The sequence below is a fragment of the Nocardioides sp. Bht2 genome (assembly GCF_047308515.1).
Lineage (GTDB): Bacteria > Actinomycetota > Actinomycetes > Propionibacteriales > Nocardioidaceae > Nocardioides.
Genome location: NZ_JBLBWI010000002.1, coordinates 149,811 through 164,412 on the forward strand (window position 1 = coordinate 149,811; position 14,602 = coordinate 164,412).

General features: G+C 68.5%; 13 protein-coding genes. 11 read left to right on the forward strand and 2 right to left on the reverse strand.

The window, feature by feature from the left end:
• Positions 1–68: 68 nt before the first annotated feature.
• Positions 69–1,052, reverse strand: a complete 984-nt coding sequence (locus ACLM5J_RS05905) for an NAD(P)/FAD-dependent oxidoreductase (RefSeq protein WP_413655138.1) — start codon at positions 1,050–1,052, stop codon at positions 69–71.
• Positions 1,049–1,348, reverse strand: a complete 300-nt coding sequence (gene fdxA / locus ACLM5J_RS05910; RefSeq protein ID WP_413655139.1) for a ferredoxin — start codon at positions 1,346–1,348, stop codon at positions 1,049–1,051. The genes ACLM5J_RS05905 and fdxA overlap by 4 nt, the downstream gene beginning before the upstream one ends.
• Positions 1,349–1,560: 212 nt before the next feature.
• On the opposite strand from fdxA, the gene ACLM5J_RS05915 reads away from it, so the two are divergent.
• The 11 genes from ACLM5J_RS05915 (at position 1,561) to ACLM5J_RS05965 (ending at position 14,526) form a co-directional block, all read left to right on the forward strand.
• The gene (locus ACLM5J_RS05915) at positions 1,561–2,901 is read left to right on the forward strand and encodes an aromatic ring-hydroxylating oxygenase subunit alpha (protein WP_413655140.1); all 1,341 of its coding nucleotides are present in this window, start codon (positions 1,561–1,563) and stop codon (positions 2,899–2,901) included.
• On the forward strand, positions 2,898–3,416 hold the full coding sequence (locus ACLM5J_RS05920; protein WP_413655141.1) for an aromatic-ring-hydroxylating dioxygenase subunit beta: 519 nt from the start codon (positions 2,898–2,900) through the stop codon (positions 3,414–3,416). Before ACLM5J_RS05915 ends, ACLM5J_RS05920 begins: the two co-directional genes overlap by 4 nt.
• A gap of 14 nt (positions 3,417–3,430) precedes the next feature.
• The gene (locus tag ACLM5J_RS05925; protein WP_413655142.1) at positions 3,431–4,648 is read left to right on the forward strand and encodes a Dabb family protein; all 1,218 of its coding nucleotides are present in this window, start codon (positions 3,431–3,433) and stop codon (positions 4,646–4,648) included.
• Positions 4,649–4,674: 26 nt separating this feature from the next.
• The gene (locus ACLM5J_RS05930; protein ID WP_413655143.1) at positions 4,675–5,832 is read left to right on the forward strand and encodes a hypothetical protein; all 1,158 of its coding nucleotides are present in this window, start codon (positions 4,675–4,677) and stop codon (positions 5,830–5,832) included.
• Positions 5,833–6,057: 225 nt separating this feature from the next.
• Positions 6,058–7,449 carry a dihydroorotase gene (locus tag ACLM5J_RS05935; protein ID WP_413655144.1) on the forward strand — a complete coding sequence of 464 codons (1,392 nt, stop codon included), beginning with the start codon at positions 6,058–6,060 and terminating at the stop codon, positions 7,447–7,449.
• Entirely contained in the window at positions 7,439–8,074 is a 636-nt protein-coding gene (locus ACLM5J_RS05940) for a cysteine hydrolase family protein (RefSeq protein ID WP_413655145.1), read from the forward strand. Before ACLM5J_RS05935 ends, ACLM5J_RS05940 begins: the two co-directional genes overlap by 11 nt.
• Positions 8,067–8,567 carry a (2Fe-2S)-binding protein gene (locus ACLM5J_RS05945; protein ID WP_413655146.1) on the forward strand — a complete coding sequence of 167 codons (501 nt, stop codon included), beginning with the start codon at positions 8,067–8,069 and terminating at the stop codon, positions 8,565–8,567. Before ACLM5J_RS05940 ends, ACLM5J_RS05945 begins: the two co-directional genes overlap by 8 nt.
• Complete coding sequence (locus ACLM5J_RS05950) at positions 8,564–11,956, forward strand: molybdopterin cofactor-binding domain-containing protein (protein WP_413655147.1); 3,393 nt, start codon at positions 8,564–8,566, stop codon at positions 11,954–11,956. Before ACLM5J_RS05945 ends, ACLM5J_RS05950 begins: the two co-directional genes overlap by 4 nt.
• Positions 11,949–12,455 carry a thiamine pyrophosphate-binding protein gene (locus tag ACLM5J_RS05955; protein ID WP_413655148.1) on the forward strand — a complete coding sequence of 169 codons (507 nt, stop codon included), beginning with the start codon at positions 11,949–11,951 and terminating at the stop codon, positions 12,453–12,455. Before ACLM5J_RS05950 ends, ACLM5J_RS05955 begins: the two co-directional genes overlap by 8 nt.
• The gene (locus ACLM5J_RS05960) at positions 12,452–13,048 is read left to right on the forward strand and encodes a thiamine pyrophosphate-dependent enzyme (protein ID WP_413655149.1); all 597 of its coding nucleotides are present in this window, start codon (positions 12,452–12,454) and stop codon (positions 13,046–13,048) included. The genes ACLM5J_RS05955 and ACLM5J_RS05960 overlap by 4 nt, the downstream gene beginning before the upstream one ends.
• On the forward strand, positions 13,045–14,526 hold the full coding sequence (locus ACLM5J_RS05965) for an amidohydrolase family protein (protein WP_413655150.1): 1,482 nt from the start codon (positions 13,045–13,047) through the stop codon (positions 14,524–14,526). Before ACLM5J_RS05960 ends, ACLM5J_RS05965 begins: the two co-directional genes overlap by 4 nt.
• The last annotated feature ends 76 nt before the right edge of the window (positions 14,527–14,602 follow it).

Here is a 14,602-nt window from a genome sequence, read left to right on the forward strand (position 1 = left end):
GTGCTCACGGGAGTATCGCACGGGCGGCGACCGCGCGTGGGTGTGTCACGACGAGCGGGAGGGGCAGATCACTGGTCGGACGAGTGGCCCGGAGTGAGTGCCGAACCCGGTCGGACCAGGGCGGTGATGTGGTTGACGGCCAGGGCGGCTTCGCCGAACCCGATGGAGATCAGCTGTACCTTCCCCTCGTAATGCGCGAGGTCACCGGCAGCGAAGACCCGTTTCCGGTTGGTGCGCATGGTGCGGTCCACCAGGATGCGGCGACGCTGCTGCTCCAGTCCCCAGTCGTCCATCGGTCCGAGGTCGGCGATGAATCCCAATGCGGCCACCACGGCCTGCACCTTCAGAGTGCGACGTTCGCCGTCCTTCGACTCCACGACGACGTCCTCGATCACGTCGTCGCCGTTGATCTCGACCACTTCGAAGGGGGTCAGCACCTCGACAGAGGAGGTGCCAAGATCGGCGACGCTGCGCTCGTGGGCCCGGAACTGCGGACGCCGGTGGGCCAAGGTGACGCTGCGGGCGATCGGCTCGAGTCCGAGTGCCCAGTCCAGGGCGGAGTCGCCGCCGCCGACGACCAGCACGTCCTGGTCGGCGAGTTCGGCCAGCCGCGGCACGAAGTAGCGCAGGCCGCGGTCGAGGTACTCCGAGCCGACCGGCAGCTCCCGTGGGGTGAAGCTGCCGATGCCGGCGGTGATCAGCAACGCCTTCGCGCGCACCGTCTCGCCGGTGTCCAGGGTCAGCGTCACCGACTCGTCGTCCTCGACCAAGGTGAGGGCCGAGCGGCCCAGCAGCATCACCGGATCGGCGCTGGCGGCCTGCTCGGCCAGGGCGTCGATCATCTGCTGGCCGCGGATGCCCGGCACCGCGGCGACGTCGTGGATCGCCTTCTCGGGATAGAGCGCGGCCACCTGGCCGCCGACCTGGGGGAGGGCGTCGATGAGGGCCACCGAGAGCTCACGGAAGCCGGCGTAGTAGGTGGCGTAGAGGCCGGAGGGTCCGGCGCCGACGATGGCCAGGTCCACCTCGTGGTGGGTGGTCGGGCTGGTCATGGCACGTCCGGGTGGTCGGTGCCGGTGCGGCCGACCTTGCGGGCGCCACCGGGGGAGCCGAGCTCGGCGAAGAACTCGGCGTTGATCCGCTCGTAGTCGCGAGATTCGGGGGGTAGGTCCTCGTGGTGATAGATCGAGACCGACGGACAGACAGGTTCGCAGCGTGCGCACTCCACGCACTCGTCGGGTTGGATGTAGAGCATCCGATCGCCCTCGTAGATGGAGTCGACCGGACATTCCTCAACACAAGCCTTGTCCATCACGTCGATGCACGCGGCGGTCACCACATAGGGCACGACCCACTCCTTCGGTTCACATTGCAAGAGACCATCTCGTAATACGTGATCAGAATGAGACAGGGCCGAACCAGCTGTCAAGGCTGTGGGGGGAGTCACAGTGAACCCTTGACAGGGATCCGGATTGACGGAAGCATTCATCGCAATGCGAGACGCCGTATCGCATAGCGCTACTAGCAGGCGCATCAAATCGTGTGATGAGGAGCAACGGCATGGCAAGCGAAACGTCCGAACGGGTGGCCCCCATGCTCGTCGAGGACTGGGAGCGTCTCACGTTCCGGGTGAACCGGGAGGCATATCGCTCTCCCGAGATGTTCGCCAAGGAACGTGTCAACATCTGGTTGAAGACCTGGCTCTACCTGGGCCACGTCACCGAGATCCCCGAGAAGAACGACTTCAAGGTGCGCACCCTGGCCGGTCGCCCGCTGATCTTCTGCCGCGACACCGAGGGTGAGATCCGGGTGTGGCTGAACTCCTGCCCGCACCGCGGCACGGTGCTGTGCCGGGAGAACGAGGGCAGTCAGCGCCGGTTCCAGTGCTTCTACCACGCCTGGACGTTCAACAACGACGGCTCGGTGGCCGCCATCCCCGACGACGAGGCCTACCAGGACGTCGAAGAGATGCGCCGCAGCATGAACCTGCGGTCGGTGGCGCGGATGGAGATCCACGAAGGCTACGTCTTCGTCTCCTTCAGTGCCGACGTGCCGCCGTTGTTGGAGCACCTGGGCGAGGCCGCCGACTACATGACGATGATCGAGGAGCAGCACGCCAGCGGCGTCACCACGCTCCCGGGCATCCAGAAGTACAGCGTCCGCGGCAACTGGAAGCTGGCCGTCGAGAACGCCATGGACGGCTACCACTTCAGCCCCACCCACAACACCTTCGTGGGCTACCTGCGCGAGAACGGTTTCGCGGTCACCGACGAGGGTCAGTACGCCTACAACCTCGGCAACGGCCACTCCCTGCTGGTCCTCACCGGACACGGCGGCCGGATCAGCATGATCTGGGAGCCCCGTTTCGGCGAGGCCGAGAAGGCTCGCACCGAGGCGCACCGTGCCGAGATGGTGGAGCGGCTCGGCGAGAAGCGCGCCCACTATGTAGCCGACGAGAGCCACATCCTCTTCGTCTTCCCCAACCTGCTGCTCTTCGACATCGAGGGTCTCTCGATCCGTCAGCTCGAGCCGGTCGCCCCCGGTCATACCGACGTGCGGGCGTGGCAGCTGGTGCCGCGCGAGGAGGACCCCGAGTCCACCGCCCTGCGGATGAAGACCGTGGTCAGCTTCGTCGGCCCCGGTGGCCTGGCCACTCCTGACGACATCGAGGCGTACGAGGCGGTGCAGCGTGGCATCGAGGCCACTCGCGGTGCCGGAGACCTCGACTACAGCGACATGTCGCGTGGCCTGACCGACGAGGTCAAGGGCGTCCAGGGGCGCTCCATCGATGAGGGCGCCATGCGTGGTTTCTGGCGGCACTGGGAGCAGGTGCTCGACGCCGGCCTGGAGGTCACCGGCGAACGCCCCGCGACGTTCCTGGAAGGACGTGAGATGCCGTGAGCGCCACCGCACAGAACCTCGGCCGTGACCTGAGCACGGTGACCCGCCCCGAGGTGGAGGACTTCCTCTACGCCGAGGCCGCCATTCTGGACGTCTGGGACTACGACGGCTGGCTGGCTCTGTTCGAGGAGGGGGCCCGCTATGAGATCCCCACCACGGACTACGCCGGATGGTCGCTGCACCGGGCCGGATCCTTCGTGGACGACGACTGGGAGCTGATCCAGGCGCGCGTCAAGCGACTCAAGTCGCGCAAGGCGCACGCCGAGAACCCGCACTCGCGTACCCACCGGATGATCTCCAACGTGCGCCTCAGCCCCGGCGAGGAGGAGGGCACGCTCAACGTGGCGGCCAACTTCATCGTCTCCCGGGCCCGCGACGGGCACTTCGACTCCTACATGGGTCGCTACGAGCACGTCCTGGTGGCCGGCGACGGCGGCTTCAAGTTCCGGCTGCGGCGCACCGTGCTGGTGCACGAGGCGTTGCAGTTGGGCGCCCGACTCAGCTTCATTCTCTGAGGGGAGGACGGCAGATGATCCGACACACCCTGCTGTTCGCGTTCAAGGGCGACGTCTCAGAGACGGCCCGCGAAGCGATCCTCGCAGAGCTGAAGACCTTCCCCGACGTCTACCCACAGATGCAGAACTGGTCGTTGGGTACCAACGTGTCCAGCCGCGACCAGCGGCTGAGTCACGGGATGTCGATCGATTTCGAGGACGAAGAGGCGCTGCTCAGCTACCTGAACAGCGACACGCACGAGCAGTTCGTGCGCGAGAAGTGGAGGCCGGTGATCGCCGAGCAGTCGATCGTCGCCTACGAGTACACGCCACGGCCGTCGGCCGCTGATGGAGGGGAAGGACAGATCGTGCAGAACCAGCGCCCGCGCGGGCCGTACGGCATGGAGTACGCCCGGATCGAAGTTCCGGACATGCAGGCGACCATCGACTTCCTCGAGTACCACGTCGGTCTGCAGTTGGAGCAGCGCACCGACGAGTACGCCTACCTGCGTTCGGACATCGAGCACCACGCGATCGAGCTGATCAGCGCCCCCGAGCGCGAGGACGGCTGGACCACGGCGATCGGTTTCAGCGTGGAGAGCGAGGAGGTGCTCGAGCAGATCCGTGCCCGCGTCGTCGCGGCCGGGATCGAGGTCCTTCCGCTCCAGGAGCGCCAGGCGGCCCTGTGCGACAACGGATTCGCGGTCAAGGACCCCGACGGTCTGATCGTGGAGCTGATCACCGGTTTCCAGGAGTACGCCGAGCCGCCGTCGATCGAGATCCGTCCGCTGGACCTGGTGCACCCGTTCCTCGCCACCACCCGCTACGAAGAGATGCTCGCCTTCTACGGTGACGTCCTGGGCTTCATCGCCTCGGACCACATCGTCGGGTCGGCCACCTTCCTGCGCTGCGAGGACCGGTACCACCACAGCCTGGCGATCCAGAAGAACGACGAGCACTACGTGGCGCACCTCTGCTTCGCGATGAAGAGCCTCGACCACGTGATGCGGATGCGCGCCCGGGCCCTCTACAAGGGAGCGCCGATCGCCTCCGACATCGTGAACCACTCGGCGTCGACGTCGATCGCGTTCTACCTGCACGACACGAAGTTCGGTCCGCGCTTCGAGCTCTGTGACAGCCACCGGGTCTTCACCCCGGAGGAGCACGAGACCCACCGGGCGCGCAAGATGCCCGCCGACCCCCGCAACATCGACGTCTGGCGTCCCGCCTCGGACGACTGGGGTCGTTTCTGACCGAGGACCTGGTCGAGCTCCTGGGCGTGCTCGACCAGACGCCAGCTCCCCGTGGCCGCGAACTTCTCGCGGCCACGGGCCTGGCGGCGTTCTGCTCGGCCCGATGGCCGGAGATCGAGTGGAAGGTCCAGCCCTACGGTGCCGAGGGCGCCAATCTGGTGGCGACGTGCGGTCCGGGGCCGCTGCTCTACTCGCACTTGGACACCTCCCTGGACGGGGATGGACGCGCCGCACCCGAGGTGACCGGCCGCGAGGACGCGCCCGGCCCGCTGGTGGTCACCGATGGCGTCGCCGAGGGATTCTGCCTCGGTGTGGCCCGGGCTCCGGTGGCGGCAGCGGTGGCCGCCTTCGCCAACGCCCGGCAGGGCACGTTGCTGATCGCGGGCAGTGGTACTCATCGTCGCGGAGGTCATGGCGAGGGTGTGCGGGCGTACCTGGCCTCGGCGCCGAGCCTGCCGCCGGCGGCGATCGTGGCCAAGGGCGGTCCGCCGGCGCTGATCACCGAGGAGCCCGGTGCGGCCTTCCTCAAGGTCCGGATCACCGGTCGGCCCGGGGTGGCGATGCTGCCGGCGACGGCGGTGCCGGTCGGCGGGATCGTGCGTCACGCCGGCCTGGTGCTGGACGCCGTCGAGACCTGGCGGGAGCGGTACCTGGCCAGCCGGGCGCCGTTCGGCAGGGTGGGCGCCCAGGCGGGAGTCGGGGCGATCCGCGCCGGTTGGACCGAGAAGCCTGACCTGCTGCCCGCCGAGCTCCTGCTCGATCTCTATGTGATCACGGTGCCCGGTGAGCGTGGCTCCCGGTTGGCGACCGAGCTGACCGCCACGTTGCACGCAGTTCTTGCCGGAGGGCCGTTGGAGGGTTGCTCGGCGCATGTGGAGGTGGAGTGGTTGCATGACGCGCAGGTGACCGAGGAGCGGGCGCCGATCGTCAAGGCCGCCGAGCATGCCTGGGCCCACGTCTTCGACGAGGCGCCCCTCGACATCGTCGGGTGGACCGGATCGACCGACGGCGTGGTGCTGCGTGAGTACGGCATCGACACCGTCCGGGTGGGCCCGCAGAGCGAGCGGAGTGCGGTCGACCCGCGGCGTGACGTGGTGGACCTGGCGGTGCTCGCTCGCTACCAGCGGCTCTATGAGCTGCTGCTCAGTGGAGACGACCTCCACGAGCACGTTCACGACCACTGAGGGATGAATTAGGCATCTTGCATTGCAAGATGTCATCTCACAATCTATTGACCAGGGTGACGCGATCAACCTAGCATCGTGTGGTCGGCATCACTCCCGAAAGGGGAGGGATGACAACCCTGACGCACTGTGCGCCGGGTGTGCGCCGACAGCCACCCGTTGCCGCTCGCAGTGTGTCCAGTGAGGCCAGGATCGCTCCATCGAGAGCGGAGATGCGGAGGCGATATGCGCGTGGACACCATCGTCGTCGGAGGACGGATCGTCAGCCCCAGTGGGGTCACCGACGCAGCGATCGCGGTCAAGGACGGCCGGATCGTGGCGATCGCCGACGAGGACGTGCTCCCCGAGGCGGACCAGCGGATCGACGCCGGCGGCAAGTACGTGCTGCCCGGCATCGTGGACCCGCACGTACACCTCGGCGGCGGACGGCCGCTGGGCGAGATCTTCGCTTCGGAGACCGCCTGCGCGGCGGTGGGTGGGGTGACCACGGTGCTCCAGTACCGTCGCTCCCCGTCGAGTTTCTTCGACACGTTCCCTGCGGAACTCGAGCTGGCCAAGACCCGGATGCTGGTCGACACCCAGTTCCACTTCATCATCTCCACGATGGAGCAGGTGGAGGAGATCCCGCGGATCGCCAAGGAGTTCGGCGTCACCAGCTTCAAGTTCTACATGGGTGGCTACGAGCCGGGGAACCCGATCGGGCTGGTCTCCGTCAACGACGCCGTGCTCTACGCGGCGATGGAGAAGATCCGCGAACTCGGGCCGCACGCCTGGACGATGGTGCACTGCGAGGACGACTCGTTGGTCTGCCACCTGACCCACAAGGTGAAGGAGGCCGGCGGCAACGACCTGGCCGCCTACTCGGCGTCCCGGCCCGACTTCGTCGAGGAGCAGGACCTGCTCCGCGCGATCTGGCTCGCCGACCTCCAGGACTGCCCGCTCTACGTTCCGCACACCACCGTGGGGATGGCGGTCGACGCCGCCGCCGAGTCGCGCCGTAAGGGCCGGGTCGTGGTGCTGGAGACCTGCCCGCACTACCTGGCCCTGACCGCTGACGACGCCCGCCTTGCCGGCTCCGGCGTCGGCAAGGTCGCCCCGGCACTGCGCAACGCCGAGCACCAGGCGGAGCTCTGGCGTGGACTGCGCGAAGGCTGGATCGCGACGATCGGATCGGACCACGTGCCGATTCCCAAGTCTGGCAAGGGGATCTGGGAGGAGGCTCCCGGTTTCGCCGGTCTGGCCACCATGCTCCCCGTCGTCCTGACCGAGGGCGTCCTCAAGGGGCGGATCGAGATCGAGAAGGTCGTCGAGACGATGTGCTACAACCCGGCGCGACTCTTCGGTCTGGCCCCACGCAAGGGCGCTCTGCAGGTCGGTGCCGATGCGGATCTGGTCATCGTCGACATGGAGACCGAGAAGGTCGTCGGCCCCGACGTCACCCAGAGCGAGTTCGTCAGCGCCTTCGAAGGCGTCCCGCTGCGGGGTTGGCCGACGCTGACCATGCGGCGCGGTGACGTGATCTACCGAGACGGCGAAGTGCTCGCCGAACCAGGCAGTGGCCAGGTGGTCACCAAGCCCGAGCCCGAGAACAAGGAGAGGAACTGGCATGCCGCTTGATGTGAAGCTCGACCCCCGTGATGTGGGGGTCCTGGTGGTCGACATGCAGAACGGCTTCTGCCACCCCGAAGGCTCGCGCGGTCAGGCCTTCGGCCCCGACTCCGTCGCGAACCCGCGGGCGATCATCCCGTCGGTGCTCGGCGCCGTCGACCTGGCGCACCGCCTCGACATCCCGGTGTGGTTCACCCAGCAGGTGCACTACAACGAGGACGTCACCCGCGGCCGCCGCCGGATCCCGTCGCACCTCGAGCGCCGTGGCGTGAAGCTGGAGCTGTGCCGCCGAGGCACCTGGGACGCCGAGCTGCTCGACGAGATGAAGGCGATCAAAGAGGATCGCGACGAGGTCGTCGTCAAGCACCGTTCCAGCGCGTTCTTCCAGACCACGCTGGAAGGTGAGCTCCGGATGCGCGACGTCCAGGTGCTCGTCGTGCTCGGCACGACGACCAGCTTCTGCGTCGACTCGACGATCCGGGATGCCTACGCCCGGGACTTCGACGTCGTGGTGCCGGCCGACTGCGTCGCCGACTCCGACGACGCCGCCCATGCCGCGACCCTGGCGAGCATCGAGCGGTTCCACGGAGTCGTGACCGACCTGAACGGGTTGACCGCCGCCCTCGATGGCTAGCAGCGAGGGCACCATCACGGCCGACGGCGCCACCCTTGCCGTTCCGAGTCCCGGAGCCACCTTGCTCGAGGTGCTCCGGGGCTCCGGCCACGAGGCTCCGAAAGGGGCCTGTCGCCGGGGCGAGTGTGGTGCCTGCACGGTCCTGGTCGGGGACGCCGCAGTGATGAGCTGCACCATGCTGGCGGCCCTGGTTACCGAACCGGTGACCACGGCGGCCGGCCTGCCCGGCTCCGACGACCTGCGTCAGGCGTTCGCCGACCGGCTCGGCTTCCAATGCGGGTTCTGTACTCCGGGCCAGGTGGTCCGGGCCGAAGCCGTCCTACGTGAGAACCCGGCCCGTAGCCGCGAGGAGATCATCGCGGCGATGGCCGGCAACATCTGCCGCTGCACCGGGTATCGGCAGATCATCGACGCCGTCTGCGACGTGGCGGCACAGCGCTGCTCGGCGGCCGGTACCGGTTGCCCGACGGGACGCGACGAGGTGGACCAATGAGTGCGATCGGGCGGTCCGTACGACCGTTGGACTGGGTCGAGAAAACCACCGGCACGGCTCGATACGCCGCCGATCAGGCTCCGGCCGACACTCTGGTGGCCAAGGTGCTCCGTTCGCCGTTGCCCCATGCGCGGATCCGCTCGATCGACGTCTCGGGTGCTTGGAAGGTGCCCGGGGTGCGGGCCGTGATCACCGCCGCCGACTTCGAGCCGGGACGGCTCTACGAACACTCCGGCGCGCCCTACTCGGATCGTCCGCCGATGGCGGTGGACCGGGTCCTCTACGTCGGCCACGAAGTCGCGGCTGTCGCCGCCGACACCGTCCAGGCGGCTGAGGCCGGGATCGCTGCGATCAAGGTCCGATACCGCCGGCTGAAGCCGGTACTGAGCGTCCCCGACGCCCTGCGACCCGGAGCGCCCCAACTGCACGAGCGGGAGCACGGCGGCAACGTCGCCGTCGCCACCGCTGACGCCTGGGGCGATGTGAAGCTGGCCAACGCCAACAGCCGCTACCGGGCCGGTGGCACCTTCCACTACCCCAAGTCGACCCACGTCTGCATGGAGCAGAACACGACCGTCGCCTGGTGGCACGAGAACCGCCTGGAGATGTGGACCTCCTCGCAGGCGCCGCACTTCGTGGTGCACGAGCTGGCGCAGCTCTTCGGCCTGGAGGTCGACCAGGTGGTCTGTCGCGACGTCTCGGTCGGTGGTGGCTTCGGCTCCAAGTCGAAGATCAGCGAGCACGAGGCCCTGGCTGCCCGGCTCTCGATGCAGTGCGGCCTGCCCGTCCTGATCGAACTGACCCGCGCCGAGGAGTTCGCCTTCACGAAACCCCGGCACGCCTTCACCACCACGCTCAGCGCCCACGCGGATGCCGCGGGCCGGTTGTGCTTCCTGGACGCCAAGGTCGACGTCGACAACGGCGCCTACAACCACTACGGCCCTTCGGTGATGCGGGCCGGGATCAAGCAGCTGGGCTCGATGTACCGCCCCGACGCGGTGCGTTGGGACGCGCGGTTGGTGGACACCAACCTGACGCCCGGCGGCCAGTTCCGCGGCTACGGCCAGCCGCAGACGGCGATCGGGCTGGAGACCCTGATGGACGAACTGGCCGAGCAGTGCGGGGTCGACCCGATCGAGTTCCGGATCCAGAACTCCGGCCTGCCCGACACCACGCAGCTCTCCGGCTCCCAGATCGGCTCCAACCGACTACGTGAATGTCTGGCCGCCGTCCGCGGGAAGATCGAATGGGACACCCGCCGCTCGTCGGTCCGAGGCCCACAGGCAGATGGGCTGCTCCGTGGGGTCGGGGTCTCGTCGGGGATGCACGCCTCCGGCTCGTATGCCTACCCGGGCGGCAACACCAGCGCCTGCGGGGTCGAGGTGAAGGAGAACGGCGACGTCGTCGTCCGCTTCGGTGGTGCGGACGCAGGGACCGGTCAGCGCACCATCCTGGGCCAGATCGTCGCCGAGGTCCTCGACGTCGACTTCGATCGGGTCAGCGTGATCATGACCGACTGGGACCAGACGCCGCCGGACATGGGCGCCTGGTCGAGCCGCGGCACCCATATGGGCGGCCAGGCTGCCCGGACAGGTGCCGAGGCGATGGCCGCGCGCCTGCTGGAGCTGGGAGCTGAGCACCTGGGCTCGGTCGACGTCACGCTCACCGACGGAACCGTCTCCTCGCCGTCGGGCGGGGTGAAGATCGGCGAGCTCGTCGCCGCTGCAGCCGAGGCCGAGGGCGGTTCGCTGCGGATCGACACCGAGTACGTCGAGCCCAAGATGCAGCCCTACTGGACCGGGATCGAGCGTCCCAACATCTCCGCTACCTACGCCTACGGTGCGCATGCGCTGGAGGTCGAGGTCGACCCGGTCACCGGGGTGATCAAGGTGGTCAAGTACGCCGCGGTCCATGACATCGGTCGCGCCATCAACCCCGCCATGGTGGAGGGCCAGATCATCGGCGGAGCCCTGCAGGGGTTGGGAGCCGCGCTGGGGGAGAGCCTTCATCTGGAGGGCGGTCAGGTGGTCAACCCCTCCTACCTGCACTACCCGATGCCGCGCTCCACCACGGTTCCGGTCTTCGAGGTGGAGCTGATCGAGGGCCCGGAACCCGCCGGTCCGTTCGACGCCAAGAGCGTCGGCGAGATCGCGTTGATCCCAGCCGCGCCGGCCCTGCTGAACGCTGTCTACGACGCCACCGGGATTCGGTTCCGGTCGTTGCCGTTGAGCCCCGACGTCGTGCTGGCGGCCTTGCGGGAGAAGGCGGGCGAACAGCCACGGCGCCACCACCTCGCCCGTCGTCCTTCGCGGTGGCAGATCGAGGCGTTCCGCCGGCTCTACCCGTGGGGCATCCACCGGTTGCTGCACCAGTTCGGGGTCCGTTGGGCGCGCCGGGTCGCGCCTCGCGAGATCGCCAGCGTGACGCTGCCCGAGACTGTCGCTGACCTTGTTGCTCAGGCCGCCGCGCAGCCTGCGGCCGACGTCGCGGTGATCGGTGGCGGCACCGACCTGATGGCACAGCGGGACCAGGGCCTGAAGGCTCCGCTGTTCGTGATCGGCACCAGCAAGGTCGTCTCGATGCGCCAGATCCGGGAGATCGACGGTGGGCGCACCGAGATCGGCGCGGCAGTGACCATGACCGAACTGGCCGACTGGGCCGAGGGCCGGGTGCCGATCCTGGCGACCGCGGTCGCCACCATCGCCTCCGCCCAGATCCGGCAGGTCGCCACGGTCGCCGGGAACCTGGGGCAGGAGAAGCGGTGCTGGTTCTTCCGCAACAACTTCGACTGCTACAAGCGGGGTGGCGTCAGCTGTCCCTGTTACGCGATCGAGGGCGATCACCGCTTGCACCATGCCGTGATCGGGGCGCACCGGTGTCAGGCGGTCACCCCGTCCGACCTGGCCACCGTCTTCGACGCGCTTCAAGCGAGGATCCGGTTGGTCTCGCCCAGCGGGGCCCGCGAGGTCACCGTCGCGGAGCTCTACTCCGGGCCGGGGGAGCTCGACCTGCGCGTGGGCGAGGTGATCGAGGCGGTGGTCCTGCCCGCCGACGTCGCCGGCGTTGTCGGTGCCTTCGACAAGCTGCAGCAGACCGAGGGCGACTTCGCCCTGGTCTCGGTGGCGTTGGTCGTGCGGCCCGACGCCGAGGGCGGTTGGGCCTCGGCGCGCTACACCTTCGGCGGCCTGTCCGCCCGGCCGTGGACCTCGGAGAACCTCAACTCCGGCGTGGTGGGACGACGCCCGAGCCCGGATGAGGTCACGCATCTGCTCGACAAGGAACTTGAATGGGAGGCACATCCTTTGCCTGGAAACCGTTGGAAGTTGGACGCCGCCGTCGGTATGGCCGCGCGGGTCACCGGCCGGGTGCTGGAGGCCGGTCATGAGTGAGCGTGCTCGGGCGATCACCGACCGGCTCCGCGCTGGTGGAGTCGAAGTCGCCGCATACCTGCCGGACAGCTGGCTGACGCCGTTGATCGATCAGGTCATCGATGATCCCGCGATCACCCATGTCCGGGTCAGCCGTGAGGACGATGCGATGGCGGTGGCCGGCGGGGCAGCTCTGATGGGCAAGCGGGCGGCGGTGCTCTGTCAGAACGCGGGCATGCTGCTCAGCGCCAATGTGCTTGCTGCGTTCGCACTGCACCACCAGTTGCCGTTGGTGATCGTGGCCGCGGCCCGAGGTGAGGCGAACGACGGCTTCTACTACCAGATGTACAAGGGGCAGGTCAGCGCCGACGTCGCTGCGGCGATCGGGCTCACCGTGCACCACGTGAACGGTCCCGAGGATGACTGGCTCTTCGAACGCGCCAGTGAACAGGCTTGGCTGCAACGCCGTCCGGTGGTGCTGCTCTGCTCCCGTGACGCCCTACTCGGGAGCGCGGCATGAAGCGCCGGATCCTCGCGGAGGCGATCGCCGCCGCGGCGCCGGAACATGTGGTGATCACCAGCCTGGGCACCGCGGGACGGGCCTGGCGTGACTTCGGTGGCGACAACCCCACCTTCTACGGTTCTGACCCGATGGGCGCGGCGCCGGGGCTCGCCCTGGGCGCTGCGTTGGCCCGCCCGGACCTGGAGTTCGTGCTGCTCGAGGGCGACGGCGACCTGGTGATGAACCTGGGGTCGCTGTTGGCGATCGCCGATGCGGCACCGGACAACCTGCGGATGGTGGTCTTCAACAACGGCCGCTACGAGACCGGCGGCGGTCAGCCGCTGGCCGGCGCGGCGCGGGCTGACCTGGCCGCGATCGCGGCCGGCGCCGGTTGGCCGCGGACGCTGAACCTGGCTGCTGACGCCAGCGACGAGGAGGTGGCCGCTGCCGTGCGCGACCTGCTCGACGGCCCGGCGCCCGCCGTGCTGGTCGCGCAGGTCGACGAGGAGGCCTCGCCCTATGGCGGGCCAGGAGAGCACTCGGGTGCCGAGGCGAAGGTGCTGTTCCAGCGCGAGCTGGCCGACTGGGAGAAGAAGAGGACGGGCAAATGAGTACCTTGATTGTGCGTAACGGCAGACTGCTGGACACCGAGCTCGGCGGGGAGATCGGCGATGTCGTGATCGTCGACGGCACCATCACCGATGTCGGACCCGGAGCGGGCGATCGCTTCCTGGCCGGTGCGGTCGCCGGTCCCGGAGTGGAGGAGGTGGACGTTGCCGGTGACATCGTGGTCCCGGGCCTGATCAACTCCCACACCCACTCCAACCAGACCATCGAGAAGGGGCTCTGCGACGCCCTGCCGTTGGACGCCTGGATGGTCCTGGCCAGCTACGGCGGTGCCGGCGCTCGGCTCTCGCCGCGCGACCTCTACGTCTCGGCGATGGTGGGCGGCCTGGAGATGATCCGCAGCGGCGCTACCGCGGTGCTGGACTGCTCGCGTGCTGACGTGGAGTGGGTCGACGAAGGCATGGACGCGATCATGCAGGCCTACGTGGATCTGGGGATGCGCGCCAACGTCGCGATCCAGTACTCCGACCTCGACTTCTTCACCTCGATCCCGATCCACCTCGTCGAGGGTGGCGAGGCGCTGCGCAAGCCCCCGGTCAACACCCCGGACAAGGTGCTCGCGGCAGCCAACCGGTTCGTGGACCGCTGGCCGGGCGGGGACGCCAGGGTCCAGGCGATCCTCGGCCCCTCCTCATTGCCGCGGTGCTCCACGGAGCTGTTCGAGGCGAGTGTGGAGCTGGCGAAGAGTCGCGGCGTCCGGCTGCAGACGCACCTGCTCTCCGCGGCGTCGCAGATCGAGATGGCACAGCACCGCTACGGCATGCGGACCGTCGAGTTCCTCGACAAGATGGGCGCTCTGGAGGACTGGGCGTCGTTCGCCCACGCGATCTGGTTGGACGACGTCGAGATCGACCTGTTCGCCCAGACCGACGCGGTGGCCGTGCACAACCCGGCCAGCAACCTCAAACTGGGTGCCGGCGTGGCGCCGATCCCGAAGCTGTTGAAGGCCGGGGCGAAGGTCGCCATCGGCGCCGATGGCGCGAGCAGCAACGACACCCAGAACATGTTCGAGACGCTGAAGCTCTCCACGATCCTGCACCGGGTGCACGGCCCGCAGGAGACCTGGCCGACGGCGATGGACGGGCTCTCCATGTGCTGGACCAACGGTGCTGCCGCGATGGGTGCCGACATCGGCCGCCTCGCCGCCGGTGCGCGTGGCGACGTCACTGTCCTCGACAAGGGCTGGATCTGGCCCGCCCCCGCCGAGCAGCTGCGCCAGCAGTTGGCCTACGGCGAGCTGGGGATGAGCGTCCGCGACGTCTACGTCGACGGCAAGGCGCTGCTCCGGGACCGCAAGGCGACCACGGTCGACGAGTCGGCGATCCGGGCCGAGGCTGCCGAGATCGCCGAGCGGATCTGGACCACCCTGCCGGCCCGCCTGGCCAAGTTCGAGGAGGTCCGCCCGATCCTGGAGCAGGTCGAGGCCGCCGTCGGCGGTAGTAACCCGCACAGCTGCGGCTGACCTTTCCGCAAGCCCCCACCCCCGCGTGACGTCCTAGTTGCGTGGGGGTGGGGGCTTTGACCGTACGGCGTCCCCA